Annotated in this window: 15 protein-coding genes and 1 pseudogene; 13 read left to right on the forward strand and 3 right to left on the reverse strand. The window is 69.2% G+C overall.

Going from position 1 to position 19,004, the window contains the following annotated elements:
* Nucleotides 1-16: 16 nt before the first annotated feature.
* The 3 genes and pseudogenes from Q664_RS39250 (at nucleotide 17) to nadC (ending at nucleotide 5,449) form a co-directional block, all read left to right on the forward strand.
* A pseudogene (locus Q664_RS39250) lies at nucleotides 17-1,094 on the forward strand (response regulator).
* 90 nt (nucleotides 1,095-1,184) lie between these two features.
* Nucleotides 1,185-4,583: a valine--tRNA ligase gene (locus tag Q664_RS39255; protein WP_043408234.1), complete on the forward strand. Its 3,399-nt coding sequence runs from the start codon at nucleotides 1,185-1,187 to the stop codon at nucleotides 4,581-4,583.
* A 23-nt stretch (nucleotides 4,584-4,606) separates the two neighbouring features.
* Nucleotides 4,607-5,449, forward strand: coding sequence for a carboxylating nicotinate-nucleotide diphosphorylase (gene nadC, locus Q664_RS39260; RefSeq protein ID WP_084610700.1), 843 nt, complete (start codon nucleotides 4,607-4,609; stop codon nucleotides 5,447-5,449).
* A 9-nt stretch (nucleotides 5,450-5,458) separates the two neighbouring features.
* Here nadC and Q664_RS39265 read toward each other — a convergent pair whose 3' ends face one another.
* Nucleotides 5,459-7,075: an alkaline phosphatase family protein gene (locus tag Q664_RS39265; RefSeq protein WP_052519214.1), complete on the reverse strand. Its 1,617-nt coding sequence runs from the start codon at nucleotides 7,073-7,075 to the stop codon at nucleotides 5,459-5,461.
* 96 nt (nucleotides 7,076-7,171) lie between these two features.
* Here Q664_RS39265 and Q664_RS39270 point away from each other — a divergent pair, with 96 nt between their 5' ends.
* From Q664_RS39270 to Q664_RS39285, 4 genes are all read left to right on the forward strand, one after another.
* Complete coding sequence (locus Q664_RS39270; RefSeq protein WP_043408241.1) at nucleotides 7,172-7,573, forward strand: acyl-CoA thioesterase; 402 nt, start codon at nucleotides 7,172-7,174, stop codon at nucleotides 7,571-7,573.
* Between the two features lie 39 nt (nucleotides 7,574-7,612).
* Complete coding sequence (gene glpX / locus Q664_RS39275; RefSeq protein ID WP_043408244.1) at nucleotides 7,613-8,578, forward strand: class II fructose-bisphosphatase; 966 nt, start codon at nucleotides 7,613-7,615, stop codon at nucleotides 8,576-8,578.
* A gap of 27 nt (nucleotides 8,579-8,605) precedes the next feature.
* Nucleotides 8,606-9,034: a type II toxin-antitoxin system RatA family toxin gene (locus Q664_RS39280; RefSeq protein WP_043408249.1), complete on the forward strand. Its 429-nt coding sequence runs from the start codon at nucleotides 8,606-8,608 to the stop codon at nucleotides 9,032-9,034.
* Nucleotides 9,035-9,442: 408 nt separating this feature from the next.
* Nucleotides 9,443-9,622, forward strand: coding sequence for a hypothetical protein (locus Q664_RS39285; protein ID WP_043408251.1), 180 nt, complete (start codon nucleotides 9,443-9,445; stop codon nucleotides 9,620-9,622).
* Nucleotides 9,623-9,712: 90 nt separating this feature from the next.
* On the opposite strand, the gene Q664_RS39290 is transcribed toward Q664_RS39285, so the two are convergent.
* Nucleotides 9,713-10,780, reverse strand: a complete 1,068-nt coding sequence (locus Q664_RS39290; RefSeq protein WP_043408254.1) for an ADP-ribosylglycohydrolase family protein — start codon at nucleotides 10,778-10,780, stop codon at nucleotides 9,713-9,715.
* A gap of 96 nt (nucleotides 10,781-10,876) precedes the next feature.
* Here Q664_RS39290 and eno point away from each other — a divergent pair, with 96 nt between their 5' ends.
* From eno to Q664_RS39310, 4 genes are read left to right on the forward strand one after another with little or no spacing between them, the layout of a single operon-like run.
* Complete coding sequence (eno, locus tag Q664_RS39295; RefSeq protein ID WP_043408257.1) at nucleotides 10,877-12,166, forward strand: phosphopyruvate hydratase; 1,290 nt, start codon at nucleotides 10,877-10,879, stop codon at nucleotides 12,164-12,166.
* A gap of 15 nt (nucleotides 12,167-12,181) precedes the next feature.
* Entirely contained in the window at nucleotides 12,182-12,976 is a 795-nt protein-coding gene (gene surE, locus Q664_RS39300) for a 5'/3'-nucleotidase SurE (RefSeq protein WP_043408259.1), read from the forward strand.
* Between the two features lie 8 nt (nucleotides 12,977-12,984).
* Nucleotides 12,985-13,896: a M23 family metallopeptidase gene (locus Q664_RS39305; RefSeq protein ID WP_043408378.1), complete on the forward strand. Its 912-nt coding sequence runs from the start codon at nucleotides 12,985-12,987 to the stop codon at nucleotides 13,894-13,896.
* Nucleotides 13,897-13,953: 57 nt separating this feature from the next.
* Entirely contained in the window at nucleotides 13,954-15,387 is a 1,434-nt protein-coding gene (locus Q664_RS39310) for a glycoside hydrolase family 1 protein (protein WP_052519215.1), read from the forward strand.
* Here the strand turns inward: Q664_RS39310 and Q664_RS39315 are convergent.
* Complete coding sequence (locus Q664_RS39315) at nucleotides 15,384-16,349, reverse strand: hypothetical protein (protein WP_043408262.1); 966 nt, start codon at nucleotides 16,347-16,349, stop codon at nucleotides 15,384-15,386. The genes Q664_RS39310 and Q664_RS39315 overlap by 4 nt on opposite strands.
* 103 nt (nucleotides 16,350-16,452) lie before the next feature.
* On the opposite strand from Q664_RS39315, the gene Q664_RS39320 reads away from it, so the two are divergent.
* The gene (locus Q664_RS39320) at nucleotides 16,453-17,814 is read left to right on the forward strand and encodes an MFS transporter (RefSeq protein WP_160174597.1); all 1,362 of its coding nucleotides are present in this window, start codon (nucleotides 16,453-16,455) and stop codon (nucleotides 17,812-17,814) included.
* 116 nt (nucleotides 17,815-17,930) lie between these two features.
* Nucleotides 17,931-18,989: a hypothetical protein gene (locus tag Q664_RS39325; RefSeq protein ID WP_200883832.1), complete on the forward strand. Its 1,059-nt coding sequence runs from the start codon at nucleotides 17,931-17,933 to the stop codon at nucleotides 18,987-18,989.
* Nucleotides 18,990-19,004 lie beyond the last annotated feature (15 nt).

The following is a 19,004-nucleotide window of genomic DNA, read 5'->3' on the forward strand; positions in this document are numbered from 1 at the left end:
CCCGAGGCCCGAACCGATGCCCAAGAATCTGCTGGTCGCCGATGACTCGCTCACCATCCGCAAGGTGATCGGGATGATCTTCGCGACCGAGGACTTTCAGGTCACCGCGGTCGACAACGGGCTGGACGCCATCACCCGGTCGCGCGAGCTGCGGCCGGACGTGGTGCTCGCGGATGTGATGATGCCGGGCAAGAACGGCTACGAAGTCTGCGAGGCACTCAAGAATGATCCGGCCACGCAGAGCATCCCCGTGATGTTGCTGGCCGGTACCTTCGAGGCCTTTGACGAGGCCCGTGCGCGTGCGGCCAGAGCGGACGACCACATCACCAAGCCCTTCGAGAGCCAGGTGCTCCTGGACAAGGTGAAGACGCTGGTGGGTCAGAAGTCCAACACCATGCCCGCTTCCGCCGCCACCCAGGTCATCGCTTCTGGTGGCCCCTCCGCCGTCGCGCAGCCGCAGCGTCCCGCCGGTCCTCCGGGTCCTGGTGGGCCGCGTCCGCCGGGGCCGGGCATGCCGCCGGGACCGGGTGTCCCCCCGGGTCCAGGTGCGCCGGGCATGGCTCGCCCGCCGGGACCGGGCATGCCGCCGCCGGGTGCTCGTCCGGGAATGCCCGGGGCCGGGCATGCCGCCGGGGCCGGGTGCTCCGGGCATGACGCGTCCGGGGATGCCGGGGCCTGGGGCCTCTCCCACCGCTGGCATGCCGACGGGCGGTCTGCCTCGTCCGCCGGGGGCCGCGGCGCTGCCCACGCCGACGCCTCCCGCCTCCGGCCGTGGCAAGGATCCGTTCGGTCTCGGCGCTCCGGCGCCGCAGCCCGCTCCCGAGGCGCCGGCCGAGGCCGGTGGTCTGGAGGAGCTCTCGCTCGATGAGCCCGAGCCCATCGCTCCGGCACCGGCCCACACGCCGGCGCCCGTCGCGGAGGCCCGGCACGCTCCCGCATCCGATGGGGGCGAGGCGCAGCTGCGCGAGGCGCTCTCCAGGGCCTCCCGCGAGGTCATCGAGAAGATCGCCTGGGAGGTCGTTCCCCAGCTGGCCGAGACGATCATCCGCGAGGAGCTGGAGCGGTTGATCAAGGACCGCGAGACGAAGCACTGAGATCGACTCTTCATCACTGCTTTTCCACCCCGACCGGCCCTCGTCGGGCCGGTCCTTCCACCGGCCCGCGTGGGCCGGTTCTCGTTTTCCATGAGCGATACGACCGAACTCCCCAAGGCCTATGACCCGAAGGAGGTCGAGGCTCGCTGGTACGCCCACTGGATGGAGCGGAACTACTTCCGCGCCGAGGCCACCTCCGACAAGCCTCCCTTCTGCATCGTGCTGCCTCCGCCCAATGTGACGGGCAGCCTTCACCTGGGCCACGCGCTCACCGCGACCATCCAGGACATCCTCATCCGGTGGAAGCGCATGAGCGGCTTCAACGCCCTCTGGGTGCCGGGCACGGACCATGCCGGCATCGCCACGCAGATGGTGGTGGAGCGCGAGCTCAAGGAGAAGGAGAAGAAGTCCCGCCACGACCTGGGCCGCGAGAAGTTCCTCGAGCGCGTCTGGGAGTGGAAGAACAAGTACGGCAACCGCATCCGCGAGCAGCACAAGGTGCTCGGCGCCAGCCTGGACTGGAGCCGCGAGCGCTTCACCATGGATCCGGGTGTCTCGTCCGCGGTGCGCGAGGTCTTCGTCCGCCTGCACGAAGAGGGCCTCATCTACCGCGCCCAGAAGCTCATCAACTGGTGCCCCTCGTGCCACACCGCGCTCAGCGACCTGGAGGTCGAGCACGAGGAGAAGCAGGGCTCGCTCTGGCACATCCAGTACCCGGTGAAGGGCAGCGACCGGAAGCTCACCGTCGCCACCACCCGCCCGGAGACGATGCTCGGCGACACCGCCGTGGCCATCCACCCCGATGACGAGCGCTACCAGGGGCTCGCCGGCCAGTTCGTGGTGCTGCCGCTCACCGGCCGCGAAATCCCCATCATCGCCGACGCCGAGCTGGTGGACCCGGCCTTCGGCACCGGCGTGGTGAAGGTGACGCCCGCCCATGACTTCAACGACTACCAGACGGGCCTGCGGCACCACCTGCCCATGCTCAACGTCCTGGACGAGGCCGCGCGCATCAACAAGGAGGGCGGCGCGTACGCGGGCATGGAGCGCTTCGCCGCGCGCAAGAAGATCCTCGAGGATCTCACCGCCCAGGGCCTGCTGGAGAAGGAGGAGCCGCACAAGCTGTCCGTCGGCGGCTGCCAGCGCTGCGCCACCGTGGTGGAGCCGCGCCTGTCTCCGCAGTGGTTCGTGAAGATCGAGCCGCTCGCGAAGCCCGCCATCGAGGCGGTGGAGCAGGGCCGCACGAAGATCATCCCGGAGACGTGGACGAACACGTACTTCCACTGGATGCGCAACATCCACGACTGGACCATCAGCCGCCAGCTGTGGTGGGGCCACCAGATTCCGGCCTGGTACTGCGCCGACTGCAGCCCGCGCCTGGAGGCCACGGGCGGCATCGACTACTCGCGCGCCGAGCCCATCGTCTCGCGCGCGGCGCCGGAGAAGTGCCCCAAGTGCGACAGCTCGCGCCTGGAGCAGGACCCGGACGTGCTCGACACGTGGTTCTCCTCGGGCTTGTGGCCCTTCAGCACCCTGGGCTGGCCCGAGCAGGCTCCCGAGCTGAAGACCTTCTACCCGAACTCCGTCATGGAGACGGGTCACGACATCCTCTTCTTCTGGGTCGCCCGGATGATGATGTTCGGCCTGCACTTCATGAAGGACGTGCCCTTCCGCACCGTGTACCTGCACGCGATGGTGCGCGACGAGAAGGGCGAGAAGATGTCCAAGACGAAGGGGAACGTGATCGATCCCCTCGACATCGTCCTGGGCGCTCCGGCCGAGCAGCTCAACAAGAACCTGCGCAACAAGTTCCCCCAGGGCATGCCCGCCCACGGCGCGGACGCGCTGCGCTTCACCCTGGCCTCGCTCACCCAGCAGGGCCGCGACATCAAGCTCTCGCTGGATCGCGTGGCCGGCTACAAGGCCTTCGCCAACAAGCTGTGGAACGCCAGCCGCTTCGCCCTGATGAACCTGGGCGACTTCACGCTCGACAACCGGCCCATCACCGAGCGCGAGCTCACCCTCGCGGACCGGTGGATCCTCTCCCGGTTGCAGCGCGCCATCGCGGTGACCCGGACGTCGCTGGATGCCTACGCGTTCGGCGAGGCCGCCTCCACCCTCTACCAGTTCCTCTGGTCCGAGTTCTGCGACTGGTACATCGAGCTGTCCAAGGGCTCGCTCTACGGCGAGGACCCCAAGGCCAGGGACACCACCCGCGCGGTGCTCGTCTACTGCCTGGACCGCATCCTGCGGTTGCTCCACCCGTTCATGCCCTTCATCACGGAGGAGATCTGGCAGAAGCTGCCCATGGCGCGGCCGACCGACTCCATCATGCTCGCCTCGTACCCCGAGCCGGAGGCGTCGCTCGAGGACGCCGCCGCCGAGGCGGAGATGGGACCGGTCATCGCCGCCATCGAGGGCCTGCGCAACATCCGCGGCGAGAGCAACCTGCCTCCCTCGGCCCGCATCACCGCTTACGTGCAGAGCGCGGATGAGCGCACCCGCGAGCTGCTCGAGCGGTGGCGCGGCTACCTGATGCCCCTGGCTGGCCTGGGCGAGCTGCGCATCACCGCTCCCGGTTCCAAGCCCGCGCAGTCCGCGGCCTTCGTGGGCCCGCAGATGGAGGTCTTCGTCCCGCTCGCCGGCCTCATCGACGTGGATGCCGAGCGCGAGCGCCTGACCAAGGAGATCTCCCGCTCCGAGCAGGAAGTGGGCGGCATCCAGCGCAAGCTGGACAACCCCAACTTCGTCGCCAAGGCGCCTCCGGACGTGGTGGAGAAGGATCGGGCCCGCGTCGAGGAGCTCACGGCGCGCATCTCCAAGCTGCGGGACAGCTTGAAGCGGCTCGAGCCCGATACCAGCACGCCTGCCGCGACGGAGACCGCGGCTCCCGAGCCCACGGCCAGCAAGGCGGACGCCGAGGGTGAGGTCGTCAAGGCCGAGGCGGGTGCCGTCGAGGCGGAAGCCGTGGAGACCGAAGCGGGTGCCGTCGAGGCGAAGAGCTTCGAGGACGAAGACGACGAGGAGTTCGAGGAGATCGGCGAGGAGTTCGACGAGGACGACGGGGACGGCCACGCGATCGGGGACACCGAGGCCGGGGAGGCTCAGGCTTCGGCCAGGGCCGAGCGCAAGGGCGTCATCGCCCGGGGCGTGGTGAAGACCCAGGCCGAGTCCGAGGCCTCGCCTGTCAGGGCTTCGGCGGAGAAGAAGGCCTCCACGAAGAAGGCTCCGGCTCCGAAGCCGGAGTCGGCGGCGAAGAAGGCGGCTCCCGCGCAGAAGGCAGCGGCCAAGAAGGCGGCCCCTGTGAAGAAGGCAGCGGCGAAGAAGGCTCCAGCCAAGAAGGCGGCTCCGGCGAAGAAGGCCGCGGTGAAGAAGGCCGCGGCCAAGAAGGCTCCGGCGAAGAAGGCTCCGGCGAAGAAGGCCGTTGCCAGGAAGGCTCCGGCGAAGAAGGCCGCGGCCAAGAAGGCTCCGGCCAAGGCCCAGCGCTGAGCTCGATCGGAGACCCGACTCACATGGATGCCTTCCTGGATCGCCTCATCTCGCTCGCCCTCGAGGAAGACCTCGGGGCGGCGGGGGACATCACCACCGAAGCCCTCGTTCCCGCGGACGCCCAGGGCTCCGCCGAGCTGATCGCCAAGGAGCGGCTCGTGCTCGCCGGGCTGGACACCTTCGCCCGCGTCTTCGTGCGCGTGGATCCCGACGTCAAGGTCGAGCTCCTCGCGCGCGATGGGCAGGAGGTACAACCCAAGGCCCTGGTGGCCCGGGTTCACGGCCGCATGCGCGCGCTCCTCACCGCCGAGCGCACCGCCCTCAACATCATCCAGCGCACCTCGGGCATGGCCACCATGGCTCAGCAGGTCATGTCCGCGGTGCGCGGCACGAAGCTGCGGATCCTCGACACGCGGAAAACAGCCCCCGGCATGCGCTCGCTGTCCAAGCAGGCCGTGAAGGCCGGTGGTGCCTTCAACCACCGCTTCGGCCTCTTCGATGGTGTCCTCATCAAGGACAACCACATCGCGGCCGTGGGCGGCTCCGTCCGCGAGGCGCTCCGCCGCGCTCGCACCAATGCGCCCCAGTTGGTGAAGATCGAGATCGAGGTCACCAACCTCGATCAGCTCGCCGAGGCGCTGGAGGAGGGCGCGGACGTGGTGATGCTCGACAACATGGACGACGAGCAGATCCGCCGCGCCGTGGAGCTCACGGCCGGCCGCATCCCGCTCGAGGTGTCTGGCGGCATCACCCTGGAGCGCCTGCCCCGTCTGGCGAAGCTCGGCGTGGACTTCGTGTCCATGGGCGCGCTCACCCACTCGGCGCGCGCCATGGACCTGTCCCTGGAGATCGTCCAGGCGCGGTAGGCCGTCCGCTCAGCGGCTGGGGACGAGGGCCTCGTAACGGGGCTCTCCCTCGGCCGACGCGGGGAGGTTCATCTCCAGCACCGCCGACACGGTGGGCGCCACGTCCGTGGTGCTGATCTCCCGGGGGTAGATGCCCGGCTTCACTCCCTTGCCCGCCAGGATGACGGGCACGAGCTGGTCGTACGCGTACGGCGTGCCGTGGTTGGTGCCAACGGACTCGGTGCTGATGACGTGGAAGGGCTTCACCACGAAGAGCACGTCGCCGCTGCGTCCCGGGTAGTAGCCCCGCCGCATGGGCTCCACCAGCCCCGCCACGTCCGGCGTCGTGTAGAGGTCATCGCTCGCCACCGCCAGCGTGATGGCCGGCTGCTTCACCAGCCAGGCCGCCGCGGCCCGCCGCACCGCCGCCCCGTCCACCTTGCCGCCCTCCAGCGTCTTGCCGCCCAGGTACACGTCCAGCTCCTCGACGGTGGCGGTGATGTCCCCGCCGAACTGCGCCCGCAGCGCCTCGGTCAGCCCCTTGGAGAGGGCGCGCGGATCCACCCGCTCGGCCCCCACGCCCGAGGCCGCCCAGTGCTCGGGCACCGCCGCGCCGCCGTGGTCCGCCGAGAGCACCACCAGCAGGTTGGCCCGCCCACCGGCGGCACGCTCGGCCAGGGCCACCAGGTCTCCCACCGCCTTGTCCAGCCGCTGCATCGTGTCCTGCATCTCCCACGAGTTGGGGCCGTACTGGTGGAAGACGCGATCCGTGGCGCTGAAGCTCACCGCGAGCACGTCCGGCACCTCGTCCTTGCCCAGGCCCTCTCCCTCGATGGCCGCCCGGGCCGCCTTCACCACCAGGTCCAGGGACAGGGGAGAAATGGCGAAGGCCGTATAGGACTGGGGGCCAGGGGAGGGGAGGCCACCGGTGAGGGGATGCGGGAAGACACGCCCCAGCCCGTAGTGCTCGCCCTCGTAGGGCCGATCATCCTCCCCCACGTACGCGGTGCGGGGCAGCAGCGGCTCCCACGTCTTGTTGAACCACGCGGCGGTGGGGTTGGCGGCGTTGAAGGCCTTCAGCCAGTCCGGCAGCTCCTTCGTATACCAGGTGCCCGTGGTGAACTTTCCCACCGTCTCGTCGAACCAGTAGGCCTGCCCGAGCCGGCCGGCCAGCGGAATGGCCGATCGCGCCTTGCCCGACAATGCGATCACCTTGCCCTGCTCCTGCGTGGACAACCGCAGCCGGTCCGCGAACGTCTCCGCCATGAGGTTGGCCGGGCTCACGTCCTCCATGGAGAGGGGCGCTTCCAACACCGGGTGCGCGGGATCCGGGAAGACGCGCTCGGGCTTGCCCGTGGCCCGGTCGATGATCCGGTTGTCCACGATGCCGTGACGCCAGGGGTTGGCCCCCGTGGCCAGGGTGGTGTGGCCCGGCGCGGTGCGCGGCTTGGCGTAGCCATAGCGCGCGTACGGGTAGAAGGCCCCCGAGTCGATGAGCCGCCGCAGCCCTCCCTTGAGGCGAGGCTTCGAGCGCAGCAGCAGATCCGAGCCCAGCGCGTCCACGGTGATGAAGAGCGTCAGCCGGGGGGGCGCCGCCAGGGCGGGTAGGGCGGTGAGCAGCAGCAGCAGGGACAGGGTGCGGAGCATGGAGATGGATCCTCCATGCCTCCTGCTCAGAAGCAACCAACTCCCGCGCCCCATGCTTTCCGGGCGCACACTCCCCTGTTACGGTCGCCGCGACTCATGGTCGAAGCACGAATCCGAGTGATCTACGGCGACACGGACCAGATGGGGGTCGTGTATTACGCCAATTATTTCCGCTACTTCGAGTTCGCCCGCAGCGAGTACTTCCGTGCCCGCGGAGGCAGCTACCGCGAGGTGGAGCGCGAGGGGCTGGCCCTGCCCGTGGTGGAGGCCACTGCCTCCTATAAGTCCCCCGCTCGCTACGAGGACATGCTGCTCGTGCGTGCCCGGGTGAGCGAGGTAAAGCGCGTGTCGCTGACGTTCACCTACGAGATCTTCCGCGAGGGGGGCCCGGATACCCTCCTGTGCACCGGGCGCACCGTGCACGCCTGCGTGGGCCGCGACGGCAAGCCCACCCGCCTGCCGGACGCGGTCGTGCGCCTGTTGCACGCAGCGCCCTGAGTCCCCACTTCTTCACGTCGTTTCCAAGGAGACACCACAATGGATCGCAACCTGGCAATGGAGGCCGTGCGCGTCACCGAGATGGCGGCCATCGCCTCCGCCCGGCTCATGGGCCGCGGCCACAAGAACGAGTCGGATCAGGCCGCCGTGGACGCCATGCGCCGGGCCTTCGACGCCCTGCAGATTCAGGGCACGGTGGTCATCGGCGAGGGCGAGCGCGATGAGGCCCCCATGCTCTACATCGGCGAGAAGGTGGGCCGGCGCAACCCGGAGGATCCGGAGGTGGACATCGCGTTGGATCCGCTCGAGGGCACCAACCTGTGCGCCTACGGACGTCCGGGCAGCATCTCCGTGGTGGCCATGGCCGGCAAGGGCAAGCTGCTCAACGCGCCGGACACCTACATGGAGAAGATCGCCGTGGGCCCCCGCGCCCGGGGCGCCATCGACCTGCGCCGCACCGCCACCGAGAACCTCCACGCCATCGCGGAGCGGATGAAGGTCTACGTGGCGGACCTCACCGTGGTCATCCTCGACCGGGAGCGGCACGCGGACCTCATCAAGGAGGTGCGGGCCGCGGGCGCGCGCATCCGCCTCATCGATGACGGGGACGTGGCCGGCGGCATCGCCACCTGCTTCGAGGACACCGGCGTGGACGTGCTGATGGGCATCGGCGGCGCTCCCGAGGGCGTCATCACCGCCGCGGCCATCCGCTCGACGGGCGGCGACATGCAGGGCCGCCTGGTGCCTCGCAACAGCGATGAGATCGCCCGCGCCAGGCGCATGGGCATCACCGACATGTCGAAGATCTACACGGCCGAGGAGCTGGCCGGCGGCGAGGTCATGTTCGCCGCCTCCGGCGTCACCACCGGCGACTTCCTGCGCGGCGTGCGCTTCTTCGGCAACGGCTGCGAGACGCACTCGGTGGTCATGCGCAGCAAGACCGGCACGGTGCGTTTCATCCAGTCTCGTCACCGCTTGGACAGCAAGCCGGGTTACAACTTCTAGGCAACCCCCATCGAGGAGACCCGCACCATGCCTGGCGCCTCACGGAGCATCGTCGTCAACGCCCCGCCCGAGAAGGTCTACGACATCGTCACCAACTATGACCGCTACCCCGAGTGGCTCGACGAGGTGAAGAAGATCCGCACCTCGGACCGCAAGGGCGACGAGGTGAAGGTCCACTACGAGGTGGACTTCAAGATCAAGACCATCCGCTACACCATCCTCGCCCGCGAGGAGAAGCCCAAGCGGATGTCCTGGTCCTTCGTGGAGGGCGAGGTGATGAAGGACAACAAGGGCAGCTGGGTGCTGGAGCCGGAGGGCGAGGGCCGCACCAAGGTCACCTACAGCGTGGATGTGGCCGTGGGCCCCCTGGTTCCCAAGGCCATCCTCAACGCCCTGGTGGACCAGTCGCTGCCGAAGATGCTGGACGCCCTCAAGCGCCGGTCCGAGGGCGCCTAGTCCCCGGAACACCCGCGTCCAGCTTCGACACTGTGCGGCATGAGCCCTCCGGTCCGCCGGAGGGCAGGCGGGTGGACGGAGCGGATCCGGGAAGAGCCGTCACTCCGGATGTCCAGGAGACTCTGCCGGGTTGGAGCGCTTGCGGGGGGCGCTGGCTCGATTAGAATCCAGTCAACGTTCTCGGCGTCCGGTGGTTCGAGACCATTTCGTTTCCTGGACATTTCCGCCAACGCCAGGAGCCGGGTGGTCGACGGGCAAGCATGCGAGGTTGCTTGCGCGTATTCAGGAAGGAACCAGGGTCCTTAATTTGCATTTGAAGTACTCGGAAGCCGATAGGGTGGCAGGAAACCAGGAGCGGGATGGCGGGCGTACATCGGGGTACGTAGGCTGAGTGGAGAAACCGAACCCATGCTCGACGCCTTCATCATCGAGGAAATCAAGCGCCGGGAACGGAACCGGGAAGAGCGGGACCGTCCCGCCCTGGAGATCCCGCTTCCCTTGCCCGAGGAGCGCCCCAAGCGCCGGTCCGAGGCCGACGACGACGAGAAGCCGCAGCGCGGCGTCATCATCATCGATCTGCTCGCCTGAGCGGCTCCCGCGCTTCCGAGGCCCGCGGTGGACGTCCTGTCACGGGGACGGCCCACGCGGGCTTCGTGCTTTCTGGCCCTGGGGGACGCCTCACTCCGGCGCTAGCGGCAACAACTGGCGGGGGTGGTAGAGCGACCCGAGCGGCCCCGAGCCGGGGCCCATCGCCTCCAGCACGCCCTGCCGCCACTCGGACGGGATGGCGTCCTCGCCGTGGAATGCACCCAGGAGCGCGCCGGCGACGGCCCCGTTCGAGTCCGTGTCCCCACCCCGGTTGATGATGTCCAGCATCCCGGCTTCGAAGCTGGGGGCATGCAGCACCTCCCAGTAGGCCAGCCGGAAGGCCACCCGCACATGGTCCTGCTTCCGGTGCATGTGCAGGTCCGGCCAGTAGAGCATCGGGTCATCCTGCTGGGCCGCGGCCAGGTCCTCCTTGAGGAAGGTGGTGGCGACCGTGACTTCCTGGACGTAGTCGGCGGCCGAGCGGCCGAGGATGGCACTGCCCACCGTCAGTCCGCTCATCGCGGCGGTGATGAGGTCCTCCCTCTTCAACCGCTCGCCCGCGGTGAGGGCGTGCGCGATGGAGCCGTTGAAGGCGGCGCACGCCAACTGACAGCGCGGATCGAAGTGCGTGAGCGCGGAGTCCGCGAGCGAGGCTTGGACGCGGGCCTGGGTGTCCTCGTGGAAGAAGACGCCGAGGGGCGCCGTGCGCGCCAGGCTGCCGTTGTGGGCCACGCGCCGCATCCCCTTCAGCCACATGCGCCGCCCGGCCGTCGCCTTGGGCAGGCCGGACTCGGCCACTTCCGTCAGCACCTCCGTCATGTACTCGCTCATGCCGGCGGCGTGTCCCTGCCAGGCGAGGTAGCGGCGCAGTTGCTGATCCGCGTCGTAGCTCCCCAGCTCGCGCAGGCCCACGCCCAGGCAGCTCGCCATCTGTCCGTTCTCGCCCACCTGGCCCTTGCGCAGCTCGAAGGGGCCGCCCCCCTTGAGCGTCCGGTGGGGGATGTCCGCCAGTTGGGGGAAGGGTGGGGCGGGGAGGAGCTTCCCCTTGAAGGTGACGCCGAGCGCATCTCCCACGGCGAGCCCCAGGAGCGCGCCTCGGCCACGCTGATTCGGGTAGGGGTCGGGTCCAGGGGTGATGGGGCGGCGTGGGGGCGGCATAGGGCGGTGAACGGGACTTCGGGGGGTTGACAGTGTAGCAGTCCTCCCTTCGAGCAGGCTTGCGAGGGCTGGAGGTGTCCTCTAGAACCCGGCGCCATGACAGAGATCGCTCAAATCGTGGCGCGTGAAGTGCTCGACTCCCGCGGCAACCCCACCGTGGAGGCCGAGGTTTTCCTGGCGGGCGGGGCCAAGGGCCGTGCGGCGGTACCCTCCGGTGCTTCCACCGGTGAGCACGAGGCGCTCGAGCTGCGGGACGGGGAGAAGAATCGCTACCTGGGCAAGGGCGTGCGCAAGGCCGTCTCCAACATCGTGGACACGATCGCCCCCGAGCTGGTGGGCATGGACGCGGCGGACCAGTACGCGGTGGACCAGCAGATGCTGGAGATGGATGGCACGCCCACCAAGAGCAAGCTGGGCGCCAATGCCATCCTCGCGGTGTCCATGGCCACGGCGCGCGCGGCGGCGGATGCCTTCGGCCTTCCCTTCTACCGCTACATTGGCGGCGCCCAGGCCCGCACCCTGCCGGTGCCGCTGATGAACATCCTCAACGGCGGCGCCCATGCCGACACCCGCGTGGACGTGCAGGAGTTCATGGTGGTGCCCGCGGGCGCTCCCTCCTTCTCCGAGGGCCTGCGCTGGGGCGCCGAGGTCTTCCACGCGCTGAAGAAGATCCTCAAGGGCCGCAAGCTGGCCACCGGCGTGGGTGACGAGGGCGGTTATGCCCCGGATCTGCCGGCCAACGAGGAAGCCCTCAAGCTCATCATGGAGGCCATCTCCGCGGCGGGCTTCAAGGCCGGCGAGCAGATGTTCCTCGCGCTGGACGTGGCCGCCAGCGAGTTCTTCGACAAGGGCTCGAAGAAGTACCGCCTCAAGGGCGAGGGCAAGGAGTTCGACGGCAAGGGCATGCTGGACTACTACCAGCAGCTCGTGGCGCGCTACCCCATCGTCTCCATCGAGGACGGCATGGCCGAGGACGACTGGGAGGGTTGGAAGGGCCTCACCGACGCGCTCGGCGAGAAGATCCAACTGGTGGGCGATGACCTCTTCGTCACCAACGTGGAGCGCCTGGGCCGCGGCATCCAGGGCGGCGTGGCCAACTCCATCCTGGTGAAGGTGAACCAGATTGGCAGCCTCACGGAGACCTTCGACGCGGTGCGCATGGCCCACAAGGCCGGCTACACCTCGGTGATGAGCCACCGCTCGGGCGAGACCGAGGACACCACCATCGCGGACCTGGCCGTGGCGCTCGACTGCGGTCAGATCAAGACGGGCTCCGCGTCGCGCTCGGATCGCATCGCCAAGTACAACCAGTTGCTGCGTATCGAGCAGGAGCTGGGCGCCGGGGCGCGTTACGCGGGCAAGCGGGCCATCAAGGGCCTGAAGTAAGGAAACGAGAGAGACGTGGCCGACAAGAAACCCCGCATCCTGGTCTCCAACGACGACGGCTACTTCTCCGAGGGCCTGCGGGCCCTGGCGGACGCGGTGAGCCCTCTGGGGGAGGTGTGGGTGGTGGCGCCGGACCGCGAGCAGAGCGCGGCCTCGCACTCCATCTCCCTCAACCGCCCCCTGCGGATCACAGAGGTCCGTGAGCGCTGGTTCGCCGTGGATGGGACCCCGGCGGACAGCGCTTATCTGGCGATCCATCACCTCATGAAGGATGATCGTCCCCGGATCATGGTGTCTGGCATCAATCACGGGGCCAACCTGGCCGACGACGTCAACTACTCGGGTACGGTGGCGGCTGCCCGGGAGGCGGCGCTGCTGGGCATCCCGTCGATCGCCTTCAGCCTGGTGTCGCGCGCGCCGTTCGACTTCCAGCACGGGGCGCGTTTCGCCCGCTCGCTGGTGGCGGCGGCGCTCGCCCAGCCCAGGCTGCCGGCCCGGATGCTGCTCAGCGTCAACATCCCCCGGGGCGAGCCCACGGGCTACGCCGTCACCCGCCTGGGCCGTCACTCGTACGGCTACGACGTGGTGGAGAAGGAAGACCCGCGCGGCCGTAAGTACTACTGGATCGGCGGCAGCACCTACGAGCACGAGGACATCCCCGGCAGCGACTGCAACGCCGTCTTCCAGGATCGCCGCATCTCGGTGACGCCCCTCCACTTCGATCTCACCGACACCCAGGGCCTGGAGGGCCTGGCGGGTTGGAACCTCGAAGGCTTCCCACGCCGCGACGTGGGCAGGGGAGGCGACTGAGGTTGGCGGTGGCGGGCGCCAGTCCAGCGCGGGCAGCGGGGTTGCTGCTGCTCGCGCTGCTCGCCACCACCGGCTGCGCGGTGGCGCCGGGCGTCACCCGTCCTCCCGCTGTCGCTGATTCCGCGCCTGTCTCCGAGTCGCCCCCCGTGGAGCTCGGAGAGCTGCGCGAGCCCCACCCGGAGCCGGAGCTCGTCGCCGTCCGGCATACCGTGGCCCCGGGCGAGACGATGTACCGGATCTCCCGTACCTACGGCATCACCGTGGAGGAGCTGTCCGAGGTCAACGGCATCTCCGACCCACGTACCCTCGCCGTTGGTCAGGAGCTGATCATCCCCGGCTTCGAGAAGCCGGTGCGGGTGGCCACCGAGTCCGCTCCCACGCCGGAACCCGAGAGGGGGCGGCCGGTACCGGGCTCGAAGCCTCCCGCGTCCGGGAGCGCGGCCCCGGCCAGGCCTCCCGTCGTCGTCACCGCGCCGTCACGTCTGACGCCCCGGCCCCCGCCCGCCCAGGCGCCTTCCCGCCCCGTGCCGGAGACGAAGGGGATGCTGGACTGGCCCCTGCGCGGGGTGCTGTACGCCCGCTTCGGGAAGAAGGGCCGCGAGCCGCATGATGGAATCGATCTCGCGGCGCCCGCGGGTACGCCCGTGAAGACCGCCCAGGAGGGCTCCGTGCTGTACGCGGGCGAGCAGCGCGGCTACGGGCTCATCGTCATCATCCAGCACTCGGAGCACCTCATCACGCTCTACGCGCACAACCGCGACCTGCGCGTGCGCACCGGCCAGAAGGTGCGGCGCGGCCAGGTCATCGCCACCGTGGGCGAGTCCGGCAAGACGAGCGGCCCCCAGCTCCACCTCGAGGTCCGTGTCGGCGGCAAGCCGGTGGATCCGCTCGACTATCTGGGACCGCTGCCCTCGTCGTGACGCTCGCGGGCGGTCCCGGTTGCCCGGCGGGTGGACTCCCGTGGTAGGGGATCGCCCATGAGCCTGATCCACGCCGCGAAGATCGCCCTCGGTTCCCTGGTCTCGGAGCCCCATCCGCCGGCCCCGTCGAGGTCCGCTCTGGCGCCCCTGCCTCCCGCGCGGCAGGTGCTGCCGTCCGGTTTCCTGCTGGGGGCCGCCACCGCCAGCCACCAGGTGGAGGGGGGCAACGACAACGACTGGTCCGAGTGGGAGAAGGGCTCGTACCCGGACGGCAAGCCCCACATCAAGCACCGGGACGTGTCCGGGGCGGCGTGCGACTCGTGGAACCGCTTCGCCGGCGACGTGGCGCTGCTGCGCGAGCTGGGGGCCAATGCCTACCGGCTGTCCCTGGAGTGGAGCCGGCTCGAGCCCGAGGAGGGCACGTGGAACGAGGCGGCGGCGGACCGCTACCTGGAGTGGATGCGGATGCTGCGCGCCCAGGGCATCCAGCCCATGGTGACGCTCAACCACTTCACCCTGCCGCGCTGGGTGGCCGCCCAGGGCGGGTGGGCCAATGAGAAGACGGTGGAGTGGATCACCGCCTACACCCGCCGGGTGGCCCGCAAGCTGGGCGCCGAGGTGGACCTGTGGTGCACCCTCAACGAGCCCAACGTGCTGATGGCGTTCGGCTACATGAAGGGCGAGTGGCCGCCGGGCCTGTCGGACGGGAAGCTGGGGCTGCACGTGCTGGCGCGGCAGATCCGCGCCCACGCCCGCATGGCGCGGGAGCTGCGCGAGCACGACACGGTGGACGCGGATGGGGACGGTCACGCCACGCGGGTGGGCATCGCGCACCACGTGCGCATCTTCCAGCCGGCCACGCGCTCTCCCATGGATCGGGTGATGGCGGGCTTCACGGATCGCCTCTTCAACCAGTTGCTGGTGGACGTGAACCGCACGGGCCGCATCCAGATCTCCGTGCCGGGCATGGCGGACCTGGACGAGGCGGTGCCGGACCTGAAGGGCTCGTATGACTACCTGGGGCTCAACTACTACTCGCGGGACATGGTGCGCGCGGACTTCAAGAGCCCCACGCTGTCACGCCAGTACGTGGCCGAGGGCCGGCCGGTGAACGATCTGGGCTGGGACATCTACCCCGAGGGCCTCTACCAGGCGCTCAAGCGCTACGGGCGTGCGGGCCTCCCCATCTACATCACCGAGAACGGCATGGCGGACGGGAAGGGCGATCGCCGGCCCGGCTTCCTGCGCGAGCACTTCGAGGCGGTGGTGCACGCGGCCCACGAGGGCGTGGACGTGCGCGGCTACTTCCACTGGTCCCTCCTGGACAACTTCGAGTGGGCGGAGGGCTTCGAGCCGCGCTTCGGCCTGTTCCAGGTGGACTACAGCAGCCCGGACAGGACGCGGACGCCGACTCCGGCGGTGGCCACCTTCCAGGAGCTGGCGCGCGGCCTGGGACTCAACCCCCAGGCGCGCACGGACGACGCGGCCTAGTAGACGAAGTCCTGCTGGAAGGAGAAGCCCAGGCCCACGAAGGGGATGGCCTGGGACGTCTCCTGGCCGGCGCGGTAGCGGTGGCTCACGTGCCACGTCGCCGTGAGGAAGGCGGTGGGGTGGTTGAAGGAGGAGTAGCCTCCATCCTGGAAGGTGTAGGCGACGAGCGCGCCCAGCCGCATGTTGGAGTTGTTCGCGGCCTTCACGTCCTCGCCGGGCCGGAAGTTCTCCTCGTCGTAGAAGGGCAGGAGGTAGCGGAAGGTGGCGCCCAACGTCAGCGGGCCGGCGAAGTAGACGAGGTTCACCTCCTCCGTGAGCATCAAACCGCGGCCGGGGAGCAGGGTGTCCGGGCCGGCGTCGTACCAGAGCGTGTCCCCGTTACGCAGGCGCATGTTGAAGTAGTCGAGCGTGACGACGTTCTGGAGGGCGACCGGACCGATCTGGGCCTGCAAGGTTGGCTGCAGCATGGCGTGCCAGCCGGTGGTGCCGTAGGTCTGTTGGGACTCGGTGTTCGCGCGCTGCACCGCGTCGGAGTACTCGTCCAGCGGGGAGCGGAAGGACTGGAGCATGCCGGCGGTGCCGAAGAAACCGTAGGCATCCACCACGGCCTTGAGGTTGAAGATGGCGATGGGCTGCCAGTTCACCGTGGGCCCCACCGCCGTGTAGCAGGGGTTGAGGCGCACCTGGCCGCCCAGGCCCAGGAAGGTGTCTCGCCAGAGGATGTCCTCGCTCTGACCCAGACGCTGCGTGTGGCTGACGCGCACTTTGTACTCGGCCACCGTTGGATTGACGCCACCGCCGATGAAGTGATCGAGGTTGAGCCGCCGCGCGGGCATGCCGCTCAGCGGAGGCGCGGCGGGCGGAATCTCGGGGACATCCCGGGTGGGGCTCTGGGCCAGCGAGTTGGATGCCAGGAGCAGCAAGCCGCACAGCAGGGGACGGGCAGAGGCGGAGGAAGGCATGGGGCCCTCTTTCCTTCGTGGGGGGCTCCGGGGCATCGTGTGGACCGAAACGCGCCGGGGCCAGAATGATGGGGCCCCATGCTACATCAGGAATGAGGCGACCTTGGAAGCCACGGCCGCGGTGCTACCCAACGAGTCCAGACGGCTGGGCACGCTGGAGCAGCTCTATCTGACGTTCTTCTGGTTCTCCAGCAACGTGCACTGGGGAGCCATCCTCACCATCCTGGTGCAGTCACAGGTGCTCGTCATGGTGGGGGACGAGTCCAAGGGGGCCGGAGTAGGGACGGCGATCGCCATCGGCTCCCTCACCGGCATCCTCGTGCCGCCCCTGCTGGGCGCCTGGAGTGATCGGGTGCGGCTGCGCATGGGACGGCGGCGGCCCTTCATGGTGGTGGGCACGGCGCTCAACCTGGTGGCGCTGGTGGGGATGGCCACCTTCCCCTTCCTCGAGACGGACAGCCTGTGGGGCTTCACCGGCGCGTATTGGTTGTACGTGGGGGCCTACCTCATGGCCAACTTCGCCAACAACGTCGCCACGGCGCCCTATACGGCCCTCATGCCGGACGTGGTGCACCCGGATCAGCGTGGCTCCGTGGCCGGGTGGTACGGGCTGATGACGCTGCTCGGCAATGGCGTGGGCATGGGCCTCGCGAGCTCCATGGTGAGCCAGCAGGCCTCGCTGGGCGAGTTCCAGGGGCAGATCTACCGCGTCTATATGCTCATTGGCCTCATCCTGGTGGTGGGCGTGCTCATCACCGTGTTGGGCACGCGCGAGCAACCGCTCACCACCGAGCCCAAGCCCTTTGAGTGGGGCTCGTTCCTGAAGGGCTTCGTGGCGCCGTTCGGCGCGCGGGATTTCCGCTGGGTGTTCCTCACCCGGATGCTGATGTCGATGGGCGTCTTCAGCGTCCAGAGCTTCCTCCTGTTCTACTTGAGGGACGTGGTGAAGGACTTCTCGGTGTTCGGCCGGACGCTGGCCACGACGCCGGAGCTGGCCGTGCTGGGCGTGTTGGGCCTGCTGCTCCTGCTGGCCCTGCCCAGCACGGTGATCGCCGGAAAGCTCTCGGACCGGTATGGGCGCAAGCGCGTGGTCTACGTCGCCGGAGGCATCCAGGCGGTGGTGGCCGCGGGCTTCATCTTCAACGACAACTACCTGGCGGCGCTGTTCATCGGCGCCCTGTTCGGCGTGGGCTACGGGGCCTACGAGAGCGTCAACTGGGCGCTGGCCACGGACGTGCTGCCGGACATGGACGACGCGGCGAAGGACATGGGCATCTGGCACATGGCGTTGACGGTGCCGCAGTTCCTGGCCACCCCCGTCGCCGGGTGGTTGCTGGACACCTTCAATGCCTTCGGGAAGCAGGGGGGCCGGCCCACGATGGGCTACACCGTCATCTTCTCCGTGGCCATCCTCTACTTCGCGCTGGGCACCGTGTTCGTGGCCCGGGTGAAGAAGGCCCGCTGAGCACCTCCGTCCCGGTGCCCGGGCGGGCCGAGGGCGTACCGGGCGGGCAGGTGGGCCCATGCCGGGCCCGCTTCTCGCCGCCCCGGGCGGGCCGTCTGGTACTAGAGTGGCGCCCCGTGAGTCGCCTTCCGCCACTCCTGCTCGTTCTCCTGCTCGGCACGGCCTCTGGCGCGCAGCCGCCCTCCTCGGAGCCGGAGGCAGCGTCGCCCGCCGCGGAGCCTGCTCCCGAGGCCCCGGAGCCCGCTCCCGTCCTCACCGTCATCCTCCTTCCCCTGGAGAGCAACGCGGACGCCCGGGAGCAGGCCGCTGGTGTGTCGTCGATCCTCGTGAGCCGGCTCGCCGAGTCCTCCCGTCTCGCGGTGTCCACCGCGTCGGATCAGGAGGCCGTCCGCCTCGCGGGAGTCTGCGCCGCCGGCCCTTGCCCCGAGGCCGCCCCCGGCACGCCCGGCTCCAGCAAGGCTCGCTACGTCATCACCGGCCGGCTCGACGGTTTCGGCTCCCGCTTCGTCCTCACCACCCACCTCATGGACGCGGAGAGCGGACGCGCCCTGGGCCGGCCTCGAATCGAGGTCGCCGCGCGGGATGCCCTGCCTCGCGCCGCCGTGTCGGTCGCGGAGCAACTGCTCGCCATGCTCATCCCGGAGCCCACGGAGCGCGCGATCGCCAAGGCGCCCACCGTCACGAAGGTCCCCGGATTGGGCTCCTTCCTCCTCGGCGTGCGGTTCAACAACAGCCTCATCTCCAACCTCTCCACCTTCAACCCGGGTGGCGACGTGGAGATCGGCTTCCAGTTCCATCCCGAGTGGATCGTCTTCGGACAGGTGGGCCTCTCCTACGTGACGGCCCAGGGCACGGGGCGCAAGGGTGGCCTCAACGTCCTGCCCAGCGTGCTCGGCCTGCGCCACTACCACAACGTCGAGCACGCCTTGCGTCCGTACTGGGGGCTGGGCGTCGGCGTACAGCTGTCCTTCGGCGAGTTCGGCATCTTCCGGCAGACCGGCCCGCTGCCCACCGTCATCGGCTTCTTCGGCTGCGAGTACCTCATCGCCGGCCATTTCGGCATCCAACTCGAGGCCTCCACCAACCTAGCCCAGGCCATGCTCGGCCTCTCCGATGGGGGACTGGGCAGCGGCCTCAACCTCGAACTCAACGCCGGCATCGCCTGGCATTTCTGAGCCTGGAGCTCCCCA

Origin of the sequence: Archangium violaceum Cb vi76 (assembly GCF_000733295.1) — a bacterium.
Taxonomy (GTDB): domain Bacteria; phylum Myxococcota; class Myxococcia; order Myxococcales; family Myxococcaceae; genus Archangium; species Archangium violaceum.